The following is a 21,058-nucleotide window of genomic DNA, read 5'->3' on the forward strand; positions in this document are numbered from 1 at the left end:
TTATTTTCAGTTATAAAATTAAAACTCTCTCGAATACTGACTGGGAAGCTCCTTCAAAACTGATTGGAGCCGTTTATGGGGCCATTGGGTTCTCGTAATCTTCAAGGAATGAGAGAAATAGTATGATTCGTATAAATACCTGTGCTGCAAGCATTGCTCTAGCGCTATCTGGTACAGCATTAGCTGCTCCAACAGCACCTAGCATCGACATGTACGGTTCCAACAACCTGCAATTTTCTAAAATTGAACTCGCGATGGAAACCACCTCTGGCTACAACCAGATGGTGAAATATCACGACAAAGCAAAAGTCGACGTTAAGTTCAACCAATGGAGCGGAACGTCAGGAAACACGTACAACATCTACTTTGATGGCGTTAAAGTAGCCACTGGCCCAATCACTGGCAGCCAAACCACGGCTTCATTCGAATATGGCCAAGGCGGCTTATTCGAAATGGAAATAGAAGCGTGTGACGAAACAGGTTGTAGCAAAAGCGCACCCGCTAAAATCACGATTGCCGATACAGATGGCGCACACTTAGCGCCACTTGCGATGAATGTGGATCCAAACAACAAGTCATACAACACAGATCCAAACACGGTAGTCGGTACTTACTTTGTTGAGTGGGGTATTTATGGTCGTGACTACACGGTAGATAACCTACCTGCTGATAACTTGACCCACATCCTTTACGGCTTCATCCCAATTTGTGGTCCTAACGAATCAGTAAAATCGGTAGGTGGAAACAGCTACAACGCCCTCATGACAGCTTGTCAGGGTGTTAACGATTACGAAGTGGTGATTCATGACCCTTGGGCGGCTTTCCAGAAAAGCTTCCCTCAAGCGGGACACGAATACAGCTCACCGATCAAGGGTAACTACGCAATGATGATGGCGCTCAAACAGCGTAATCCTGATTTGAAGATCATCCCATCGATTGGTGGCTGGACGCTGTCTGACCCGTTCTTTGATTTCACAACTAAAGCCAACCGTGACACCTTTGTAGCGTCTGTTAAGAAATTCCTTAACACATGGAAATTCTACGACGGTGTGGATATCGATTGGGAATTCCCTGGTGGTGGCGGTGCTGCTCCAGACCTTGGTGATCCTGTAAATGACGGCCCAGCTTACATTGCACTGATGGCAGAACTTCGCGTGATGCTAGATGAGCTAGAAGCGGAAAACGGTCGTACTTACGAGCTCACTTCTGCGATCGGTGTTGGTCACGATAAGATTGAAGACGTGAACTACGGCGATGCTATCCAATACATGGATTACATCTTCGCAATGACTTACGACTTCTACGGCGGTTGGAACAACGTGTTAGGTCACCAAACAGCACTAAACTGCGGTAACTTCATGCGTCCTGGTCAATGTGATGGCACAGGCCTTGATGAAAATGGCGAACAATACACAGGCCCAGCTTACACCACAGACAACGGCATCCAACTGTTGCTTGAGCAAGGTGTTCCAGCGAACAAGCTTGTGGTTGGTACAGCGATGTACGGTCGTGGTTGGGAAGGCGTATTACCATCATCACTCACCGATCCGAGCGACCCTATGACAGGCGTTGGTAACGGCAAACTGAAAGGCAGCTCTGCGCAAGGCGTATGGGAAGATGGCGTTATTGATTACAAAGGCATTAAAGCAAACATGCTTGGCGCGAATAACCAAGGCATCAACGGCTTCGAATATGGCTATGACGAAATGGCAGAAGCGCCTTACGTTTGGAACCGCACTTCAGGTCAGCTAATCACATTTGATGATGATCGCTCTGTAAAAGCAAAAGGCGCGTACGTTCGTAGCCTTGGCCTTGCGGGTCTATTCTCTTGGGAAATTGATGCAGACAACGGCGACATCCTCAACGCAATGCATGAAGGCCTTGCTGGCGGTACAACAGATCCTGTAAACCGTAAACCAACGGCAGCTGCAGGCGCAGACCAATCAGTTGAAGGCCCAGCCTCTGTTTCTCTAGATGGCAGCGCTTCAAAAGACAGCGACGGTACAATCGCGAGCTATGCTTGGTCACAAGTAAGCGGCACGGCAGTAACGCTGGCGAACGCGAATGCGGCTGTTGTAAGCTTCGATGTGGTTGAAGTCGCGCAACAAGAAGCACTCACGTTCAGCCTAACGGTAACTGATAACGAAGGCGCTACTGCAACTGACACCGTTGTTGTAACGGTAACTCCTAAAGACACAGGCCCAGTCAATACAGCACCAGTTGCTGTGGTTACGGCTCCGGCTGAAGTGAATGCAGGTGATGTAGTCGTGGTTGATGCTTCGGCTTCAAGCGATTCAGACCAAGACACATTGACCTTCACGTGGGATGTACCTGCTGGTATCGATGCAACGGTTCAAGGTGCTTCAGTGAGCTTTGTCGCGGCGGAATACACGCAAGATACAACGCTGAACTTCTCTGTAACGGTCAGCGATGGCACTGATACATCGGTTGCGGCTACTTCAGTGAAAGTTCTAAAGAAAACCACAGGCGGCGGTACGTGTACTAACGCTTGGGATTCAGGCGCGGTTTACACTGGTGGCGACCAAGTGACTCAAGGCGGTAAGATTTGGGAAGCGAAATGGTGGACAACCGGTGAAGATCCAACAACGACAGGCCAATGGGGCGTGTGGAAAGAGATTGGTCCTGCAAGCTGTTAACTAAAAATAGGGTTGAGCTAAACACCAACTAAGCATCAACTAAATCCCTAAAACAAAGGCCAACCAGATAATGTCTGGTTGGCCTTTTTAGTGTTTGTTTTCTTAGCTTTGAGCTTACGATCTCTTTACTGGCGTCCTACTGACTTGCGCTCGTTGTGCTTAGCCAATTAAGTTATCAAAGCTCTCGAACACTTGTGGGCACTTCATTACTCGCCCGTGGCCCTGTCCTTGAGTCGAAATCAAGGTAACGCGACCCATTTCATTAGCAGCACGCTGAGACACATCAAACTTAGTAAACTTATCTTGCTCATCATGTACGATGATCGTTTGAGACTCACGAAGCGCTAGCTTTCCATAGGGATCCACCGACTGAATTGGGTAGTTAAACTGCTCTTCTACTTCTCCAACTACCGCCTCAAACAGTTTCATTGAGTAACCAGAACGTGCGACGCTGCCAAATAGGTTTTCTAGATAATCCAGTACAGGTGCAATCAGCAATAGTGGCTTGTTTTCCAATTTAACGTGCTTACATTCCAACGCAGAAGCCGTACCCATGCTGTGGCCGACCAAACCAGCTACCTCACCTACCGAATCTAGAATCGCTTCAAGACCGTTCACAAACGCAGGAATATGACCATGTACACCATCGCTGCCACCATGAGCAGGATGATCGTAAGCCAGAGCCGTAAAACCTTTAGCAGCAATATGTTCCATCAGAGGGAAAAACTGACTCGCAGTGCCAGACCAACCATGAGTCAGCACCCAAACAGGTCCGGTACCTAAAGAATAGGTTTTTATAACGCCATCACGACCTTTGATTTCACTCTTGATAAGCCCTTGGGGATCGGCATTTTTTTGCTCGGTACGCATTGGCGTGAGCAGCAGCTTACGTGCGGTTTTCTTCGCATGACTCGGCGCTAGAATGTAATGCAGGTTGGTTGTTGCGCCAATTAAGCTGCGCTTGAAGCTGAATTTGTTCGATGTATTAAAGTAGATTTTGTCACTCATGACCGTTCCTTGTATCGCCATCATCATTGGCGGATCGAGCTCGGCCCTAAAAATCGAACGACCGTGCTATTTGTTAGTGTAAAAAATGGCGATAGCGCTTTTTATGGCTGCTTGCCGCCACTTCTCTTAAAATTTCTTATAAGCCTTAGTTAAACAAAACTCAGATGCTTTGCGAGCTAAACCTCTTTCCAGCTAGCGATTAAGCGCTGTACACCACTCCAAAAGTGGGTGTGGCTCGCTTGTTGGCCTCGTAACGAGTAGAACAAGTTGGCACTCAAGTAGAGGCCGTATAACTCAAAGGTTGCCTGTTTAGGATCTAAATCGGCTCTGAACTGTTTGCTCTCAACCGCTTTTGCTACCTGAATCGTCAAGTAATCAATCCACACTGAAATGGTTTTCTGCAGTGCTTTCTGAATCACAGACGTTTCACTGCCCGCATCTTTCCATGCATCAATAAACATGCAACTGCCTTGGAATGAATGGTTCCAGCCCAACCAATTGTCGAGCAGCTGTTTCAATTTCGCTTCAATATCACCATCTCCCAGCTCTCTTGCGGGAATGATGACTCTTTCGGTGAATATGGCGTTGGAATACTCGAGTACAGAGAGTTGCAGGTTTTCTTTAGAGTTGAAGTGTGCAAACAAGCCACTCTTAGACATGCCACACTGTTTGGCTAATTCGCCAATCGTCAAACTCTCAAGCCCGTTTTCACTCGCAAGTGCGAATGCATGACTCAAAATATACTCTTTGGTTATCTTTCCTTTACTCATTATTCACCAAGGACAAATCTGATACGTTATTTTTAGCACGTTCGTTCTTTTTTTCAAAGATTTTTACTTATCTATTGGGATTCAATTTCTCTTCTCAAAGAATTGTGGAAAAATGCGACAGTATTCAAAGGAAATTGAAATCGACTAACAAAGGAAAAACAATGAACACACTTTGGGAACAGTTTGCGTTTTCGGCGTCAGTAACAGGCCCTATCTGTTTAATGCTGTTTCTTGGTGTGATGCTCAAACGAATCGGCTTAATCAACGACAATTTCATTGATGTCGCATCTAAGGTGGTCTTTCAAGTCACCCTACCCGCGATGCTATTTCTGAGTATTGTTCAATCGAATCACAACTTTTCAGCCAGTAGCGCGTTAGTTGCCTTTGGCGTCATCGCTAACTTTATCTTTTTCTTGTTCACGATTTTCTCGACCAAGTTAGTATTTAAAGGTTCGAAAGATCAAGGTGTGATTGTCCAAGGTGGATTCCGCGCTAATACCGCGATCATCGGCCTCGCCTATGTAGCTAATATTTATGGTAACCAAGGCGTGGCATTGGCGGCTATCTATGTCGCATCCCTAACCGTGCTATATAACATTCAAGCCGTAATTGCACTGACACCCAAAGGCGAAGACACTGGTGCGAAAGCGATTAAAGTGATCGCTAAGTCGATTACCAAGAACCCATTGATCATCGCTATTTTCTTAGCGGTCGTCTTCTATGCGCTTTCGATTCCTATCCCAAAAATGGTCACTGATGCTGGTCAGTACTTTGCCAACATGACGTTACCTTTGGCACTGCTGTGTACCGGTGGGTCGCTGGACATCAGCTCGCTCAAACAAGAAAAGTTATCGACGTGGTTCGCCTCTAGCTACAAGTTAATTGCCTCACCGTTACTGATTACACTGGCGGCTGGGTACTTAGGATTTGAAGGGCTCGATCTCGGGCTTATCTTCTTGATGAGCGCAGCACCAACAGCAGCGGCAAGCTACGTTATGGCTCGTGCGATGGGAGGAAACTCAACACTGGCGGCTAACATCATCGCGCTTACTACTGTTGTTTCTCTTATCACTTGTACTCTCGGTATTTTTGTACTTACTGCAATGGATTTAATATAGCTGCGACAGGCTTCAAATAATCAATACAAGCCTTAAAACAAAGGTCGCAACCCTTGATTTAGCGCTAACTGATTCAATAAAAAGGCTGTTAGATTCTACGAAAATTTTCTTAGAGATCTGATATGTCTTCCGTTCAACATACGCCTTCACAACACATCGCCAGTATCGAGTTAGGCCGAGTGATTGCTATCTTGGCGATCATTGGTTTACACGGTCAAATGGCACTCACTTATTGGCAAATAGATGAAGTGCCTTGGATTGGCTATGTGCTTAACCAAGCCGCTCGCTTCGCTGTGCCTCTTTTCTTCCTTATCTCAGGTTATCTGATTCAACCTAAGCTCACTGCCTTACCTTGGACAACCGTGGTCAACTACTCGAAACCACTCCTCAAGGTTTGGGTGGTTTGGAGCATCATTTGCCTAGTCATGCCATTCAACCTCGCGAAGGTGGAAGAGTTCGGTTACTTAGGCGAACGCCAAGACTATTGGGGCTTTTTAATGAACACCCCGCTCAACTCTTTCTTAGAGGGTGGATTGGTTCATTTATGGTTTATTCCCGCTCTGGTTTGTGCCGTTTTGATCATCGCTTTGATAGTCGAAATGAAACTCGAAAAACTGCTATTACCAACGGCAATTGCACTTTACGTCTATGGTGTTTTAGCGGGCAGCTACGCGAACTTGACCGAACTCTGCGCACCTTTCTTTACTCGTAACGGCCCGTTCTTTAGCACGTTAATGGTGACCTTAGGTTTCCTCATTCGTCAGAATCAATGGAAGGTGTCATCCGCTAAAGCGCTGGCGTTATTAGCGTTAGGCATGTTGATTCACTTTGCTGAGGCGGCGTGGCTCACCACGTTCGACGTCGGATTCAACATGAATGATTTCTTGTTTGGTACGGCACTATGGGGAATGGGCGTATTTATGTGGCTTTTGGCTAATCCAAACATCGGCGACTATGCGTGGGTTCGCGCGATCTCGAATCGTATGTTAGGCATCTACGTTTGCCATTTACTGATCATTATCGTGCTGTTCAATGTCTGTGGAGTCTTAGGCATTACGGAATTGACAAAAGACGTTACGGTATTTTTTGGCACCGTATTGTTGAGCTTCGGGTTGGTTGTTGGAATCGAAAAAACACCACTGCGACGCGTGCTGCTTCGTTAGTGTTTGTGCCTAACATCATCAGCTAAATCAGTTTTAAAGAGTCACAAAAAGTAAAGGCAAGATAACGGATTATCTTGCCTTTATTTCATCATGTCAGTAATGAGACTGTGTCACTCGTTGAAGTGTTATCGGAACGCCATTGCGCCCTTGCCAACACCTTCATAAGCGACGATTTGTAGTGATTGGTTCTCTGCTAGGCTCGGTTCAACTTGATCCGCGATATAGCCAGCAAGTAATTCCACCGTGGTATCTGTCGGTAAAATTTCCGTCTCACTCTTAGCAATCGCTAGCTCAAATTCGCCTTGTGGCGCGGTGTAGCGGAAGCCATAGTGACTTTCATCATTAACACTGTTCGCGTTTTCACTCAGGTTAAGTGATGAAACTGAAACTTGGTCTTCTTTAGAACCTAAATAAATATCTTCCCAACGCTGAGCAAATGCTTGTTCACGTTGCCCGTCACGCTGACCATCGACCACGATTTCTACTGGAGAACGGTGACCATGCGCGATGCGCTGGCAGTTACCATCATGCTTTTTCAAACCGTGAGTATAGTGGTAGAACGCACCATTAATGTTTTCATGGCGAAGGGTAATCTCTAACCCTGTGACGTTACTTGGAAGGTTGTCGCGAAGAATATCATAAACATGAGCGGTCACACTCTCGATGGTGATCGCTTCAGCGTCAATCAGACAGTAAGCTTCATCAGGGCAGTGCAGGTGCAGGCTCTTGTCACCGCGCAACACATCTACCTTAGAGTAGCCCGCTTTGCTCGCTTGAAGAACAATTGCAGCGCTCTGCATTGGCAGCAGCAAACGATGATCAACATGCTCATCGACAAGCTGTTTGATCTGCTTTTTGACCTTGCTAAAATCCAGCACCATGCTCATTTCATTAAGTTCACCAGACATGGTGACATCTAAAATCCAACTATCTCCTACGACCCCTCTGTGTTCACAGATGTATGAAGAATCGATAACGGTAAGGTCTCTTACAAATAGGTTCAAGTTGAACTCCTTAATACTTTAATGAGATACGGGAGGCTGAATAATGTTCAGCAGGCACTTCGTCTCATTGGTGTCTAGATAAAATAGGACGGGCAGGATGTTACAACGAGCTTATAAAGTCCACCTTTTTACACCCTCTTCCGATAAAAGAACAAACTACATACAATTTCCGCTAAAACATAGACCAGCCAGATACGAATAGCCATAAATCGGGTGGGGATTGCCTGCCGTTTCACGACGCATTTTGCTTTAGCCAAAGGCGCGGCGACACTCCGGCAACATGTTGAAAAGCACGTGAGAATCCTGAATAACTGTTGTACCCCACTTCGTCCGCCACCCAATTGATGGGCTTGTTTTGTAACAGCAAAGACTGAGCCACAGACACACGCCACTTTTGGACATAATCACCCGGAGTTTCGCCCACCTCGCGCTTGAATGCTTCAATAAACTGAGTGCGAGACATCGCGGCCAGTGACGCCATTTCGGCAAATAAACAATGCAAGGCTGCGACAAATGCCTGTGTTCCGTGTGAGCGCTAGACAAGCTCAACTCCCCCGCGCTCAATACATGAAGGTGGCCCTCTTTACCTTGTTGCGCGTTAAATGACGATACTCCACACAGGTTTCCAGAATAGAAAACGCCAGTGCGTATCGAGAAGTGTTCCATTAGTTGTGAAAGCAGATCCATGCATCCTCCGAACGATTCGCTTAGTTTTTAGTTCTTTTGTCCCTCTATAGACCGGACGAGTGGGCTAAATTATTTCAAACAAGATAACCAACACTGACAAGGAACTTGATATGTCACACATGAAATCGACCAGTCAAAAAATCACTCTAATGGCCGCGTTACTAGGCACCAGCTTTTCGTTAATGGCAGCAGACCTTGATATGAGTGTCGACAGCAATAACCTCGCAATTAAAGGCTATGATCCTGTCGCTTACTTTGCCAATGAAGGTCCAGTAAAAGGCACATCTGAGTTCACAGCGACCTATAAGAATGCGATCTATAACTTTGCGAGCAGTGAAAACAGAGATGAATTTCGAGCCAATCCAGAAGCCTATGCCCCTCAATATGGCGGTTACTGCGCGTTTGGAGTAGCCATGGGTAAGAAGTTTGAAACCGACCCTCTCGCTTGGAAGGTGGAAGATGGAAAGTTGTATCTGAACTTAGACAAATCGGTTCAGAAACGCTGGCTGGAGAATACACAAGAGTTCATCCAAGACGCCAACAGCAACTGGACAACCATCAAAACCGTAGAAGCCTATAAGCTCTAGCCTACAGCGCTTATCCATTGCCCAAGAATAAAACGGAAGCGACCGAACGCTTCCGTTTTCATTGGGATTTTCCCCAAAGAGGCCAACCCAAAGCGATTGGCAACACCTACTAAGTCCATTTCTATTCTATACTCCTAGCAGATAAGCTTTTCTTTTTATGGAAGAATAATGACATTACCTAAGATTTTGGTACTCGGCCTCTGCGCCCTATCGACACTGACTTATGCCAACCCATGGCAGTTCGTCAAAAGTGAAGATGGCATCATGATTGATAAAAGGCCACACAGCGAAGGCTTGGTCGAAATACGAGCACAGATGCAAACGCCCACCACTTACTCCGGTTTTTTACTGTTATTGGAAGACAGCGAGAACGTGCCAAACTGGATAGACAATGTGTCGCAAAGCCGTGTCTTGATGCAGATATCTGAGGCAGAAAACATCGTCTATACCCAATTCAAAGCGCCTTGGCCTGCTAGAGATCGCGATATGGTGACCTACTCAAAGTACAGCATCGAGGATGGGCAGTTTGTCTTGTCGATAAAGGATGCGTCTAACTATTTGGCGAAAGAGTCGGGGTACATTCGAATTTACGATGTGGACGCACTTTGGACGCTGCAACCGCTCACTAATGGCAATACTTACATCACCTACACCGCATATGCGAACGCAGGTGGCATCTTGCCCAATTGGTTGATGAATAAGTTATCGATAGGCAGTGCGCTGAGCACGTTTAAGGGGCTGAAAGAACAGCTACCAAAATACCAAGGCCAGCAGCACCCCAACCTGCCAAGTGAGTCTCGTTAGCGGTACAAGTAAATAGGTAAATAAGGTTAAAGACTAAGGTCTTCTTGCTAGGTCGCGAGCTAAGATAAGCGCTAAACCAAACACCTGAAGAAACAGGGCGATGTTCTTATAGAAAGCCATTTTCTCATCAAGCCTTTGGATCAACTCAACCAAAGTTAGATTATCCAAATAGTAGTCATCAATTCGTGATCGTTGCGATTCTTGGGCATTGTTTATCAGCATCATAAGCTTAGGTAAATTAGCCAACGAGATGGCCGGCACCTCGTCACTCACCCAACTCCGAAGTTGTCCGCGAAGCGCTTCATCAAGAACTGTGGCAGGTTGAGCGATTTCTGGGGATAGCTTATCAAGGTGAATCAGAATCGCTTCACGCTTACGCTCTAAGGTTTCGATCGTATTCCAGGACAGTTGTATAGAGTACACATTACCGTATTTACGATCGTTGTATTCCGATTTCTCCGCTTCAATTTTGTCCAACACCAAGCTCGACATGACAATCGCCATGATGTTGAGTATTAGCCCTGCAAGGACAATCGCCCAAGCAGGAGGAAGGCGCAATGCCATAATGCTCCCTAGAACATTTTATCAAAAGGTAGGTAAGCTAAGTTTAGGACAATCAAAGAGATCATGCAGATAAGCGTTAACACCATACCCACTTTTCTGCCTTTGAAATTCTTCGCTAAGATCCCTTTAGCGTGAATCACTCGCCCCAGAATAAACGCCACACCAATGACATGAATAAGCCACACACCAGCCCCATTCATCTCTAGCAACCCCATCAAAATCACCGTGATTGGGATGTAATCCATCGCGTTACTTTGTGCCGAACGTGCTATCTGTAACGACTCAACACCGCCATCGGCATGAGCAACAAGATTGATTCGTCTTTGCTTAATAACTTCAATCGCCAACCAAATCATTACTACCGTCAGCAGAGCTGCGTAAAGTGCTGTAACCATCATATTTCCCTATTGTTTTGTCTTAACTCAGTGTTCTTTTCTATCTTTTCGACATTAACCGCCAAGATAAAATGATAATCACGCCCGAGCACTTGTAAGAGATCTCTCACACCGAACGTAAGAGATCACAATCAAGCTTCGCAGAAAATTCCTAAAATACAAACCCAACCCCTTGTTTTGTATGAATCCACGCATATTTCTTTCGATCAGTGGGTACATTTATTTCTTAGGGTGGATTGTGAGCAAAGCCTCTGCAGTGTTTAATACACATGTCGACAGGGAGTTGGCAGGAACAGGAAAAAGCCTAACGGATTAGGTATCTTCAGGATGAAGATTTGATGGCTTAGGATGAGTTATCAGCAAGGAAGTTATGCTCTAGGATAGAGTCGCTTATCAGGATGATGAGTTTGCAAGGACACCGCTAGGACGGCGATGAATTGGATAGGTTAAAGGATTTAGCCACGTCAAGGAACGATGCAGGGAGCACCAGTTACCTATTGAAAGATAAGTAACGCGCAGTAGCAGGATGGCTACGAAAAGAATAGACCCCGTTTGGTGAAAGCCAAACGGGGTTTCCTTTGTTGTAACGTCTGAAAGCTGTTCGCAACTAACCGTTCAAAGTCACGTTACAAAATAATGTTCATCAAGAACATTGCACCAAAGGCATTCAATACTGAAATCGCGATCATCACCGGGATGTAGCGACCTTCAGTACCAATTGGTCCCATAATACGGCCCATGTATTGCACCTGAGAGCCCATCAAGTAGATAGCTGGCGCCAAGATAGCTATATGGTTGCCGTTCAGAATACCTTGGTCAAACAGCGTGATAACCACGCCCACCGCGCCACCCATCGACATCCACGCACCGATCAATACCGCTGCCGCTTCGCCAGGTAAACCAAATACCGCCATAATTGGAGCAAATACACTGCCCATCAAATCCAGCGCACCCGTTATCTGCAATGCCTTGATGATCACAAACGCCATCAGAACATTCGGTACCGTAGAGGTAGTCGCAATAACCCAGCCTTTCTTAGCACCTTCAACGAAAATATCAGTAACCATTGGTTTCTTTGCTTTAACTTCGCTCATTATGCTACTTCCTCTTCCAGTTTTTGTTCTTTGTCTGATTTTGGTTTGTCTTCTTTGCCTTCAGTAATGTTGAGGTAAATACGGAACAGATTCGCGCCGACAAACTTAAAGATAAACATCACAGCGACAGCCAAACCAATTGACGATGTCACCGCTAAAGAGCCGTCCATCGCGGTTAGAGTGAACAGCACCGTACCTGAAGAGAAAAAGTTAACGATCGCCGCACCCGCCGTAAACTGGAACATGGTGAACACATCGGTTTCACGCTTAGTCAGATGTCCTTCGTCTTTCAGCTGACGTGTCATCGCTGCGCCAGCATCGGTACTTTGCAAAGAAGCGATCAGTGCCAAGCCTGAGTTACCCGGAATACCCATCAGAGGGCGAAGCAGAGGTGTCAGTAGTTTACGAGCCGCATCCAGTGCACCGTAGTGCTCAAGTACGTTGATCATACCCAGTGCAAACATCACGGTCGGAATAAGTGTCAAAGCAAAAATGAAACCGTCGCGAGCACCACTACCGCCTTTACCACGCAGTGACGTCGTTGCCGCTTGAATACCATCGGCCGTTTCACTCACATCGTAAGCGACCTTACCGAATGAACCGTTGAGCGTTGTAAAATCGAACACTCCATACCATTCATTGGACTGCATTAAGCCTGAAAAGAACACAATCGCGAACGCGAGTGCGATATAGCTGCCGATCGTGACTTTACGATCGGTTTTGGTTGGATTAGTCATAAGGACCTCTATACATCTCGCTTATATGGAACAGAACACGTATAGATAGTGCAAACTAATGTTCGAAAGGTTAATGACCAAAATCAAATAGCGTATCGGTTTAAATAAAAGAAACAAAGCAACATATAAAACTGTGATTTAGATTTATAAGCAGAACCATACACTAAGTAAATTAGAATATTTAACATACAAAACTAAACAAATATTGCTTCAACAGCGCAACCAAAAACGCACACAATCACCACACAAGTCTGGCTTCTAGTGAGAAGTTTTTACCTAGTGCGATCTCTGATAATGCTGTAAGAGATCTCTTACATTGTTTTTCTGGTCAATTTTAATTCGATTATAATACAGAGACTTAAAAAGTGATTTTGCTTCCAGAACGCAACCGTTTTCCCTTAGTTGATTGAGTTTTGAGCCAAGCGCAAACAGTGAGCCATTTTATAAAGAATTTGAGCTTAATTCGAAATTTCAGCCCTCAGAGGTGCTATAGACTTCGCGCTGCCAATATCGAAGGAGAACGGTGGTGATGATGATGGAAATGAGAACGCTTAAATATCAAGTAATGGGCAAAGGCATGTGGATCACTGCAACGGTATCTCGCGCAGTAGCGGACAAACTTGCGCTGGAATACCAATCCTACGGCTGGCCTGTTGAAGTATGTGCCGCAGAACAAACACTGACGTTTGATCTCAATGCTGCATAATATTGGCAATGGCGAATAAGCTCTATCGGTACTAAACCCGGTAGGGCTTTTTCCCTAACCTCTATAATCTCTATTTCTCTATTTCTCTATGATTAACGAGTTGCCGATGATCGACCGTTTTCCTATGAACGATGGGTTCCTATAATCGACGGCTTTCACTGTGACCTCACGTTTTCACCCAATCTACTGTTTTCTATATAATCTATTGAATTATTAAGATATCTATCACACTGCACATGGTTATTTAGGTCTACGCTTTTACCCGTGTTAATAACTTATTAACTTCGGAGCGTAATCCATGCTAGGTATCCAGCTTTCAGTTGTTCTCTCTTTCTTGTTTTTTTCTACGGTAGCAGGCGCTGCCACTTCTCAGTTGGGAGAGCCACTTAAGCTAACCAGTTCATTTGCTGGCTACCTATCGCTGACTATTTTCGTTGTCGCTTACATAGTTGTGATGATGGAAGAATACCTAAAGCTCCGAAAATCCAAGCCGGTTTTACTTGCTGCGGGCCTGATCTGGATCATCATTGGCTTCACCTACCAAGAACACAACCTCACTGAGGTAGCGAAACAAGCGCTCGAACACAACCTGCTGGAATACGCCGAGCTATTACTCTTTCTGCTCGTCGCCATGACATACATTAGCGCCATGGAAGAGAGAAGACTGTTTGATGCGCTGCAAGCGTGGATGGTAGGCAAAGGCTTCAATTTCCGCTCTCTGTTCTGGATAACCGGTATTCTGGCCTTCTTTATCTCGCCTATTGCCGACAACCTCACGACAGCTCTATTGATGTGCGCCGTTGTTCTAAAGGTTGCTGGCTCTAATCCTAAATTCGTTAATCTCGCTTGTGTGAATATCGTGATAGCCGCCAATGCTGGCGGCGCGTTCAGTCCATTCGGTGACATCACAACGCTCATGGTATGGCAGGCTGGTTATGTGAGCTTCAGTGAATTCATTCCCTTATTTATTCCTTCAGTGATGAATTACCTCGTCCCTGCAATGATCATGTCTTACTTTGTTCCCACAACCCAACCCGACACGGTGCATCAGCACGTTGAATTAAAACGCGGTGCAAGACGCATCGTGTTGTTGTTCATCATGACCATCGGCACTGCGGTTGCTTTCCATGCCGTACTCCACTTCCCTCCAGTAATGGGCATGATGATGGGGCTGGCGTATCTACAGTTCTTTGGTTATTTCTTGCGTAAGACCTTACCAAATTCACTGGCGAAGAAAAAAGCGGTGGCGATTGCCAACAATGATGGGGGGGCATTGAAGCGACTCGGTTCAGTCGTGCCCTTTGATGTATTCCGAAGAGTGTCCCATGCCGAATGGGACACTCTGCTGTTCTTCTACGGCGTGGTAATGTGTGTCGGTGGCTTGAGTCTACTGGGATACTTGGAGCTTGCCTCTGGCGTGATGTATAGCCAATGGGATCCAATTTGGGCCAACATCATGGTGGGGATCTTATCTGCGATTGTCGATAACATTCCGGTGATGTTTGCCGTGTTATCGATGGAACCTCAAATGTCGATGGGTAACTGGCTACTGATCACCTTAACCGCAGGCGTTGGCGGCAGCTTGTTATCTATTGGTAGTGCGGCAGGTGTGGCGTTAATGGGCGCGGCGCATGGCAAATACACCTTCTTTGGCCACTTGAAATGGATGCCAGTGATCATGATTGGCTATGCCGTCAGTATCGCTGCACACCTATGGCTTAATGGCGATCTTTTCTAATTCGGAGATCTTTTCTAGTTCGAACTGTCTTTCACAGGCTTATCTACAAGTGTCCAGACGTTACTCAATTGTATCGCTGGACATTGGTTGCAAGTTAGCATCTCGCCCTTCTGTTGAATGCGCATCACTAGTCTAGAGTCAGTTCGGCTGCTTCCAGAATTGAATTCAATGGTGATCAAGTCATCATCAACACGATAGGTTCGAGTCACGGAATTATCCGTTGTTTGATAAGTCACTTGCCCGGATTCAAAAAGTAGATAACTGTCATTATCTGCGTTCTCATACATACCTTTGAACAGAGCAAGCTGTGGAACCTCGAAAGGTCGGCTGGTATCAGTTAAACAACCTGTCAGCAATAATGCAGAGCTGCAGCCAGATATTAGTAAGGGGAATCTATTCATTTGGGCATCCTTGCCTAGAGAACATAGTCAAAGAATATGCAACCAAATCGATATTTCCCAGAAAGCGTTGATTTTAATGCAAAGTCATATTTTAAGAACCACTCGCCTTCACCATTAAGTAGTACGAGATATTCAGCCAGCATCTCGACAGGCTCATGGCTAAATCGCTTGCTAGTCTTGCTCTCTTCCCTCTATCACCAATAAGTGCTGTTTACGTTCTACGCCACCTGCATAACCCGTCAGTTTGCCGTTTTTACCAATCACACGGTGACACGGCACAATCACTGAAACCGGATTTTTGCCATTCGCCAAACCCACAGCACGAACGGCTTTCGGATTGCCTATCGCATCGGCCAGTTGTGCATAGCTCCAAGTCTCTCCATAAGGAATGGTCGTCAGCGCCTGCCAAACCGACTGCTGAAATGGCGTGCCCTTGGCTGCAATCGGCACAGAAAACTGAATAGCTTCGCCCGAGAAATAGCGATTAAGCTGCTCGATAGCCAATGCAAAGATCGGAAAGCTATCATCTTGAACACCCAACGGTTCCGGCTTGGTGGTATGTGTCTCGAACCAAAGGCCGAGCAAGCCTTCATCGTTCGCCTGTAACGTCACGGTTCCCAATGGGCTCTCATAGTAAGTAAAACGGTTGTCCATGATATCTCCTAGCTTAGTATTCCGATTAAGACTGATTCCAACAGTGGAACGTGGCGTAACTACCCCAAGGCGAAACACTCTCCGTGTTGATGGCGGGGCGATGCTCAATAAACTTCTTCACCACCAAGTCACCAACCAACAGATGATTAGGTTCGCTTAACCCGCGAAGCAGTGCATATTGAATAGTCCAAGGCCCAATCCCTTTTAGCTCAATCCATTTGGAAGGATGCTCAGCTTCATTGTCGACCATGTATTCGGCAAAACGCTTTAGGGTCTCTTTGCGGCTTCCCGGCATTCTCAAGAAGCTAACATCAGCGTCCGCTATCTGTTTTGGTGTTGGGAAGCTGGCTTTCTCATGTTCATCAGAAAGCTCTTTGACCAATAAGTTAAGCTGACCAATCGCCGCGGTTACCGAAACTTGCTGTCCTAGAATCGCTCTCACGCCTGCCTCCCAAGCACTCCACACGCCAGGAATACGGATACCACTCTTAGCCACCAAGTTAGGATCGATAGTCGTAAAGAACGTCTCAACCTTGGCAATATCGACATCAAGATCAAACATACGGCGGATATTCGCAATCAAGCTTCTTAATTGGCTTATATCATCCAACTCGAATTCAATATCCAAGCGGTTATCTTTGGCTAAAGTCGCCTTGAACCAACCCTTTGACCCGTTCACATTTACCGTGCGCTTATAATAATCTTCGCCAACGCCTTCTAAGCCCTCAATCATTCTTCGTCGATAAAACCTCAACAAGTGGTTCCAATCTAAGGGTCCATGAAAACCAAGCTGAATATGATTACTCTGAGTGTCACTTGGCTTCGCTCGCCTAATTTGGCTTGGCGAAAGCTGCAGCTCTTTTTGAAAGGCATCATTAAAACGGCGCGTACTATTGAAGCCACTAGCAAAGCCGACATCAGTAATGCTCATGCTACTGGTGTGCAGCAACTGCTTGGCAAACATCAATTGACTGTACAGACTATATTGCTTGGGTGACACGCCGATGTAATTGTCGAATAAGGTTCGTAAATAACGATCTGAAATACCTAACCGCGTTGCAAGGTCGACGATAGATCCTGAATTCAGAGCGCCAGTATCAATCAACTGCATCGCACGTAAGAAAGTGGTTTCGACGCCCTTCCAAGCCGGCGAAAAAGGTGCGCTGTCTGGTCGACAACGTAAACAAGGACGATATCCCGCTTTCAATGCTTGAGCTTGATGGGAAAAATATTCGACGTTTTCTTCTTTGGGTGGTGTGGCTGGGCAAATCGGGCGACAAAAAATTCCTGTCGTTTTCACCGCTGTAAAAAACATCCCATCAAAGCGAGCATCTCGTGCATATCGAGCCAAATGGCACTGCTCACTGGTTAAGCTGCTGTTGTGATTGATCTTTTTCGACATGCCGTACTCTTCCCACTTACCATAGCGTTTGATCCGATACCTAAAAGTTTACCGTGAACCACCATTGTCGCTAGCCACTTTCGGAAGCGAAGGTCAGATAAATCACAAAAAAGGGTTTTAATTTTATTCAATTCGACTAAATTTAACCTAGAGAGGGCATTCTTCTCACAACGTCAACGATCGGTACTTAGCACGCCAAGATGCAGAGACCTATCGAATATAAAAAGGAAAAGGCTATGGTTCTACACACATGTCGTATTGTTTTATCAAATCAACAGGTTCTCACCAGTCAATCAGTCGAGCAGTCTCTAAGCTTTCTTGAAGACAAAGCGGACAACGGGATTTCTATGATCGAGATTGACGCAACGGATGGCAATCAAATCCATTCGTACATGTCACACTCTCTTGAAGAGTCTATTGAGAATCTAATGAACCTATAGGGCTTTTAATAAAGGCTACACATACCAGGCTTAAACGATATTTATGGAATTAGAAACGATCTCTAGTTCCGAAAAGAAGTACATTTCTGGTTTAAAACAAAAATGGCTCCCAACTATACAATTAGTTGGGAGCCATTTTTTATTGAATCTAATCAGCAAAGCCACTGCTTACCGCGAATGCCGTTACTCAGGTGCTTGTTCAGCGGCTTGCTGCAATGTGTAAGCCGTCGATGGGTCAATCTCATTAACCAACTTCTCAACCTGCATGATCGCATCAACCGAGGTACTGCTTTTACGGTAGCTCAGATAAATTGGGAGATACCAGTCTTCAACCCCTTTCACCTTGTGCAGCTGACCCGAATCGATAAAAGGTTCGACTAGAGACACCGGAAGATACGCACTGCCGCCTTTCTCTAAAATGAAATCGAGGGCGATACGGGCTGTAGAGGTACGTAGGTACGGTGCTGGCACTTTAGGGTGACGTTCTGCGTGTTCAGAACCAAAGCGCGTTCCCCAATCCACATAAACATACTTATGTTGAAATACAGATTCCAGATCATCTTGCTGCGTTGATACCAACACCAAAACCAAGTCAGCGACTTTTTTACAGTTCAGCTCTTCTGCTTTGATCTGATCGAACGCGAAAGCCATATCTAAGGTTCGTTCTAACAAATTACGGTTCAGTTGCTCGCGCCCCATCACCTCTGCCATAAAGCCGTAACCACCAAAAGAGTCGGTTACCACACTTAAACAGTTTTGCAGATACGCATCCCAAATATTCGGCGTGCCGCCCAGCGTTAACTGCAAGGCTTTACCACTCTCTAACGACAGCTCAAATTTGGCTTGTTGTAGGGTGGACACCATCACTTCGGCATAACCAATCAAACGTTCACCGGAAGATGTGAGTTTGATGTTATTGCGGTCACGAATGAAGAGCTGAGTATCAAAATAGCCTTCAAGCTGTTTGATCCGCGCACTCACCGCCGCTTGTGTTAAATACAAGTTTTCAGCTGCACGCCCAAAATGGCGCACCCTTGCAACCTCAAGAAAGGTTCTAAATACTTTCACATCCATCAAATACATCTCTGTAATAAATCTGCTAACTAGCCGATCTAGGATTGTTTATCGTAAAGGCAAAAACATTTTGTTTCCTATTTTAGCCTTTTAACAATATTTTCGCGTGAGCAATAAACACTAATTTCTATCTAACCACATTACTGAGGCTGATATGTCTGAGACCGAATTCCGACACGGAAAAAAACGTTTTTATGACACCATTAAATTCCCGAGAGGGTTCGCTAAGTCGGGTGATTTTACTCTTTCAGAAGAGGAAATCCTAACCTTGTTTGGTGACACTATGCTTGCACTTGAAACTGGTGAACTAGCACCAATCAATGCAGAAGAAAAACACTTCATTAAAGTGTTGTCTCACCCTCATAAGGCAAAGTCCAAGTTAGAGCGTGTTTGGTTGAAGTACATTCAACTGGCTCGTGGACGCCGTCGCTTTCACACCCTAAACGGCTGCAAACGCGGCGACGTATCTAGGGAAGAATACGAAAGTGAGTTAGTGTTAGAAGATTAGTAAAATCGCTCAAAGTGATACCTCATCACTTTGGGCTTTTTTTTGCCTTCAAACACACATCTTCTTTGTAATTGGTAAGTTTAGCCAACCTATCCATTTTTACCAATATTTATATACGATTCATAGCGATAGCGTGACTAAAACACAGCTCTCGTTCAATCTTATGGGTATTCATCCCACTGAGATTCATCGTTCTTCATCCTGCCCCTGTCTTTTATCACGATAGCGCTCCATTGCCATCATTATTTTTCTAGTTTCAACTATACGCTCAACGCTTGTTTATACTCGAAACACGTTAATGCACCAAAATTCGTCAATGGTTCGAGCGATGCCATTATTGCAATAATCGTATCAAGGCATAGAAACACACCAACCCTTTCAGGTGCTGAATTAGATCAACATTGCTGTATATGACAAACGTATTAATCTTGTTTAACGCCACCAAATATCCATACAATAATTGTGCAATTTTGAGAGTTCCAGTCACAGTTACGACGAAAAAAGCAAAAACTTGACCTAAAACAATAGCGGAACTGGATAACTTATTTTATAATGCGAATTAATGTTTCAGAACACTATAAAATTTTATTTCTAGGGGCAAAATCAATGAGACTTATTCCATTAAGCAACAAAGCTAAAGTAGGTAAATGGGCTGCTCGTCATATCGCAGATTCAATCAACAAGTTCGCTCCAACGGCTGAGCGTCCATTTGTACTAGGTCTTCCTACTGGTAGCACACCTCTAACTACTTACGCTGAGCTAATTGAACTTTACAAAGCTGGCGAAGTTAGCTTCAAGCACGTTGTAACATTCAACATGGATGAGTACGTTGGCATCGACCCTAACCACCCAGAGTCTTACCGCACATTCATGCACGAGAACTTCTTCAACCACGTTGATATCCAAGCAGAAAACATCAACCTGCTAGACGGCAAAGCTGAAGATATCGATGCTCACTGTGCAGCATACGAAGAGAAAATCCGTTCATACGGCAAAATCAACCTGTTCATGGGCGGCGTAGGCATCGACGGTCACATCGCATTCAACGAACCAGGTTCTTCTCTATCTTCACGCACTCGTATCAAAACGTTGACTGAAGACACTCGTATCGCGAACTCTCGTTTCTTCGATGGCGACATCAACCAAGTTCCTAAATACGCACTAACTATCGGTGTTGCGACTCTTCTAGATGCAGAAGAAGTGATGATCCTTTCTCTAGGCCACAACAAAGCTCAAGCGCTTCAAATGGCTATCGAAGGTTCTGTAAACCACATGTGGACTGTTACAGCTCTACAGATGCACCGTAAAGCTATCATCGTTGCTGATGAGCCAGCTCAACAAGAGCTAAAAGTTAAGACTCTACGCTACTTCCAAGAGCTAGAAGCTGAGAACATCCAAGACCTATAATTCCTATAGTCTTGAATAGCAGGGCGTTTTTATAAAGAGAGCGTCTTGAATAGAAAAAGCCACTGAATGAACTGACCCCCAATAGTTGGACACCAATTATTGGGGGTCAGTTCATTCAGTGGCTTTTTCTATTCAAGACG

Annotated in this window: 22 protein-coding genes and 1 pseudogene; 10 read left to right on the forward strand and 13 right to left on the reverse strand. The window is 45.3% G+C overall.

Going from position 1 to position 21,058, the window contains the following annotated elements; all coding sequences use genetic code 11:
* Window positions 1-122: 122 nt before the first annotated feature.
* The gene (locus tag AB4384_RS16720; protein WP_372129846.1) at window positions 123-2,657 is read left to right on the forward strand and encodes a glycosyl hydrolase family 18 protein; all 2,535 of its coding nucleotides are present in this window, start codon (window positions 123-125) and stop codon (window positions 2,655-2,657) included.
* Window positions 2,658-2,816: 159 nt separating this feature from the next.
* On the opposite strand, the gene AB4384_RS16725 is transcribed toward AB4384_RS16720, so the two are convergent.
* The gene (locus tag AB4384_RS16725) at window positions 2,817-3,665 is read right to left on the reverse strand and encodes an alpha/beta hydrolase (protein WP_372129847.1); all 849 of its coding nucleotides are present in this window, start codon (window positions 3,663-3,665) and stop codon (window positions 2,817-2,819) included.
* A gap of 176 nt (window positions 3,666-3,841) precedes the next feature.
* Window positions 3,842-4,435, reverse strand: coding sequence for a TetR/AcrR family transcriptional regulator (locus AB4384_RS16730; RefSeq protein WP_017072389.1), 594 nt, complete (start codon window positions 4,433-4,435; stop codon window positions 3,842-3,844).
* A 161-nt stretch (window positions 4,436-4,596) separates the two neighbouring features.
* Between AB4384_RS16730 and AB4384_RS16735 the strand changes: the two genes are divergently transcribed.
* The gene (locus AB4384_RS16735) at window positions 4,597-5,553 is read left to right on the forward strand and encodes an AEC family transporter (RefSeq protein ID WP_017072390.1); all 957 of its coding nucleotides are present in this window, start codon (window positions 4,597-4,599) and stop codon (window positions 5,551-5,553) included.
* A gap of 122 nt (window positions 5,554-5,675) precedes the next feature.
* A complete protein-coding gene (locus AB4384_RS16740) occupies window positions 5,676-6,716 on the forward strand; it encodes an acyltransferase (RefSeq protein WP_372129848.1) in 1,041 nt (346 codons plus the stop codon).
* A gap of 125 nt (window positions 6,717-6,841) precedes the next feature.
* Here AB4384_RS16740 and AB4384_RS16745 read toward each other — a convergent pair whose 3' ends face one another.
* Window positions 6,842-7,720 (reverse strand): 6-pyruvoyl tetrahydropterin synthase family protein, encoded by an 879-nt coding sequence (locus tag AB4384_RS16745; RefSeq protein WP_372129849.1) that lies wholly within the window; start codon window positions 7,718-7,720, stop codon window positions 6,842-6,844.
* A 232-nt stretch (window positions 7,721-7,952) separates the two neighbouring features.
* A pseudogene (locus AB4384_RS16750) lies at window positions 7,953-8,407 on the reverse strand (helix-turn-helix domain-containing protein).
* Between the two features lie 110 nt (window positions 8,408-8,517).
* Between AB4384_RS16750 and AB4384_RS16755 the strand changes: the two are divergent.
* On the forward strand, window positions 8,518-8,994 hold the full coding sequence (locus AB4384_RS16755; protein WP_017067245.1) for a YHS domain-containing (seleno)protein: 477 nt from the start codon (window positions 8,518-8,520) through the stop codon (window positions 8,992-8,994).
* Here the strand turns inward: AB4384_RS16755 and AB4384_RS16760 are convergent.
* Entirely contained in the window at window positions 8,991-9,113 is a 123-nt protein-coding gene (locus tag AB4384_RS16760) for a hypothetical protein (protein ID WP_017061529.1), read from the reverse strand. The genes AB4384_RS16755 and AB4384_RS16760 overlap by 4 nt on opposite strands.
* 49 nt (window positions 9,114-9,162) lie before the next feature.
* Here AB4384_RS16760 and AB4384_RS16765 point away from each other — a divergent pair, with 49 nt between their 5' ends.
* Complete coding sequence (locus AB4384_RS16765) at window positions 9,163-9,798, forward strand: START domain-containing protein (RefSeq protein WP_017065073.1); 636 nt, start codon at window positions 9,163-9,165, stop codon at window positions 9,796-9,798.
* 33 nt (window positions 9,799-9,831) lie between these two features.
* On the opposite strand, the gene AB4384_RS16770 is transcribed toward AB4384_RS16765, so the two are convergent.
* The 4 genes from AB4384_RS16770 to AB4384_RS16785 form a co-directional block, all read right to left on the reverse strand.
* Entirely contained in the window at window positions 9,832-10,362 is a 531-nt protein-coding gene (locus AB4384_RS16770) for a hypothetical protein (RefSeq protein WP_017094217.1), read from the reverse strand.
* Between the two features lie 8 nt (window positions 10,363-10,370).
* Window positions 10,371-10,757 carry an MAPEG family protein gene (locus tag AB4384_RS16775; RefSeq protein ID WP_004732742.1) on the reverse strand — a complete coding sequence of 129 codons (387 nt, stop codon included), beginning with the start codon at window positions 10,755-10,757 and terminating at the stop codon, window positions 10,371-10,373.
* A gap of 626 nt (window positions 10,758-11,383) precedes the next feature.
* Window positions 11,384-11,851, reverse strand: coding sequence for a YjiG family protein (locus tag AB4384_RS16780; RefSeq protein WP_004737023.1), 468 nt, complete (start codon window positions 11,849-11,851; stop codon window positions 11,384-11,386).
* Window positions 11,851-12,588, reverse strand: coding sequence for a nucleoside recognition domain-containing protein (locus tag AB4384_RS16785; protein ID WP_372129850.1), 738 nt, complete (start codon window positions 12,586-12,588; stop codon window positions 11,851-11,853). Before AB4384_RS16785 ends, AB4384_RS16780 begins: the two co-directional genes overlap by 1 nt.
* Window positions 12,589-13,117: 529 nt before the next feature.
* Here AB4384_RS16785 and AB4384_RS16790 point away from each other — a divergent pair.
* A complete protein-coding gene (locus AB4384_RS16790; protein WP_004732739.1) occupies window positions 13,118-13,294 on the forward strand; it encodes a hypothetical protein in 177 nt (58 codons plus the stop codon).
* 298 nt (window positions 13,295-13,592) lie between these two features.
* Window positions 13,593-15,032 (forward strand): sodium:proton antiporter NhaD, encoded by a 1,440-nt coding sequence (nhaD, locus tag AB4384_RS16795; protein WP_372129851.1) that lies wholly within the window; start codon window positions 13,593-13,595, stop codon window positions 15,030-15,032.
* Window positions 15,033-15,046: 14 nt separating this feature from the next.
* Here nhaD and AB4384_RS16800 read toward each other — a convergent pair whose 3' ends face one another.
* From AB4384_RS16800 to AB4384_RS16810, 3 genes are all read right to left on the reverse strand, one after another.
* On the reverse strand, window positions 15,047-15,433 hold the full coding sequence (locus AB4384_RS16800) for a hypothetical protein (RefSeq protein ID WP_017061522.1): 387 nt from the start codon (window positions 15,431-15,433) through the stop codon (window positions 15,047-15,049).
* 171 nt (window positions 15,434-15,604) lie between these two features.
* Window positions 15,605-16,087, reverse strand: coding sequence for a methylated-DNA--[protein]-cysteine S-methyltransferase (locus tag AB4384_RS16805; protein WP_017061521.1), 483 nt, complete (start codon window positions 16,085-16,087; stop codon window positions 15,605-15,607).
* Between the two features lie 25 nt (window positions 16,088-16,112).
* A complete protein-coding gene (locus AB4384_RS16810; RefSeq protein ID WP_372129852.1) occupies window positions 16,113-17,489 on the reverse strand; it encodes an AlkA N-terminal domain-containing protein in 1,377 nt (458 codons plus the stop codon).
* Between the two features lie 236 nt (window positions 17,490-17,725).
* Between AB4384_RS16810 and AB4384_RS16815 the strand changes: the two genes are divergently transcribed.
* Window positions 17,726-17,929 carry a hypothetical protein gene (locus tag AB4384_RS16815; protein WP_017061519.1) on the forward strand — a complete coding sequence of 68 codons (204 nt, stop codon included), beginning with the start codon at window positions 17,726-17,728 and terminating at the stop codon, window positions 17,927-17,929.
* A 183-nt stretch (window positions 17,930-18,112) separates the two neighbouring features.
* On the opposite strand, the gene AB4384_RS16820 is transcribed toward AB4384_RS16815, so the two are convergent.
* Complete coding sequence (locus tag AB4384_RS16820; RefSeq protein ID WP_017061518.1) at window positions 18,113-19,003, reverse strand: LysR family transcriptional regulator; 891 nt, start codon at window positions 19,001-19,003, stop codon at window positions 18,113-18,115.
* A 154-nt stretch (window positions 19,004-19,157) separates the two neighbouring features.
* On the opposite strand from AB4384_RS16820, the gene AB4384_RS16825 reads away from it, so the two are divergent.
* A complete protein-coding gene (locus tag AB4384_RS16825; protein ID WP_017061517.1) occupies window positions 19,158-19,511 on the forward strand; it encodes a DUF413 domain-containing protein in 354 nt (117 codons plus the stop codon).
* A 606-nt stretch (window positions 19,512-20,117) separates the two neighbouring features.
* Complete coding sequence (nagB, locus tag AB4384_RS16830; protein ID WP_017057618.1) at window positions 20,118-20,918, forward strand: glucosamine-6-phosphate deaminase; 801 nt, start codon at window positions 20,118-20,120, stop codon at window positions 20,916-20,918.
* The last annotated feature ends 140 nt before the right edge of the window (window positions 20,919-21,058 follow it).

Source organism: Vibrio sp. 10N.261.51.A4 (assembly GCF_041471945.1).
Taxonomy (GTDB): domain Bacteria; phylum Pseudomonadota; class Gammaproteobacteria; order Enterobacterales; family Vibrionaceae; genus Vibrio; species Vibrio crassostreae_C.

Coding starts and splice junctions, on each gene's coding strand:
- AB4384_RS16800 (WP_017061522.1), bottom strand. CDS start 15,433: ATGAATAGATTCCCCTTACTAATATCTGGCTGCAGCTCTGCATTATTG.
- AB4384_RS16810 (WP_372129852.1), bottom strand. CDS start 17,489: ATGTCGAAAAAGATCAATCACAACAGCAGCTTAACCAGTGAGCAGTGC.
- AB4384_RS16815 (WP_017061519.1), top strand. CDS start 17,726: ATGGTTCTACACACATGTCGTATTGTTTTATCAAATCAACAGGTTCTC.
- AB4384_RS16765 (WP_017065073.1), top strand. CDS start 9,163: ATGACATTACCTAAGATTTTGGTACTCGGCCTCTGCGCCCTATCGACA.
- AB4384_RS16725 (WP_372129847.1), bottom strand. CDS start 3,665: ATGAGTGACAAAATCTACTTTAATACATCGAACAAATTCAGCTTCAAG.
- AB4384_RS16790 (WP_004732739.1), top strand. CDS start 13,118: ATGATGATGGAAATGAGAACGCTTAAATATCAAGTAATGGGCAAAGGC.
- AB4384_RS16785 (WP_372129850.1), bottom strand. CDS start 12,588: ATGACTAATCCAACCAAAACCGATCGTAAAGTCACGATCGGCAGCTAT.
- AB4384_RS16730 (WP_017072389.1), bottom strand. CDS start 4,435: ATGAGTAAAGGAAAGATAACCAAAGAGTATATTTTGAGTCATGCATTC.
- AB4384_RS16760 (WP_017061529.1), bottom strand. CDS start 9,113: ATGGACTTAGTAGGTGTTGCCAATCGCTTTGGGTTGGCCTCTTTGGGG.
- AB4384_RS16780 (WP_004737023.1), bottom strand. CDS start 11,851: ATGAGCGAAGTTAAAGCAAAGAAACCAATGGTTACTGATATTTTCGTT.
- nhaD (WP_372129851.1), top strand. CDS start 13,593: ATGCTAGGTATCCAGCTTTCAGTTGTTCTCTCTTTCTTGTTTTTTTCT.
- AB4384_RS16805 (WP_017061521.1), bottom strand. CDS start 16,087: ATGGACAACCGTTTTACTTACTATGAGAGCCCATTGGGAACCGTGACG.
- AB4384_RS16825 (WP_017061517.1), top strand. CDS start 19,158: ATGTCTGAGACCGAATTCCGACACGGAAAAAAACGTTTTTATGACACC.
- AB4384_RS16770 (WP_017094217.1), bottom strand. CDS start 10,362: ATGGCATTGCGCCTTCCTCCTGCTTGGGCGATTGTCCTTGCAGGGCTA.
- AB4384_RS16820 (WP_017061518.1), bottom strand. CDS start 19,003: ATGGATGTGAAAGTATTTAGAACCTTTCTTGAGGTTGCAAGGGTGCGC.
- AB4384_RS16735 (WP_017072390.1), top strand. CDS start 4,597: ATGAACACACTTTGGGAACAGTTTGCGTTTTCGGCGTCAGTAACAGGC.
- AB4384_RS16720 (WP_372129846.1), top strand. CDS start 123: ATGATTCGTATAAATACCTGTGCTGCAAGCATTGCTCTAGCGCTATCT.
- AB4384_RS16755 (WP_017067245.1), top strand. CDS start 8,518: ATGTCACACATGAAATCGACCAGTCAAAAAATCACTCTAATGGCCGCG.
- AB4384_RS16775 (WP_004732742.1), bottom strand. CDS start 10,757: ATGGTTACAGCACTTTACGCAGCTCTGCTGACGGTAGTAATGATTTGG.
- nagB (WP_017057618.1), top strand. CDS start 20,118: ATGAGACTTATTCCATTAAGCAACAAAGCTAAAGTAGGTAAATGGGCT.
- AB4384_RS16740 (WP_372129848.1), top strand. CDS start 5,676: ATGTCTTCCGTTCAACATACGCCTTCACAACACATCGCCAGTATCGAG.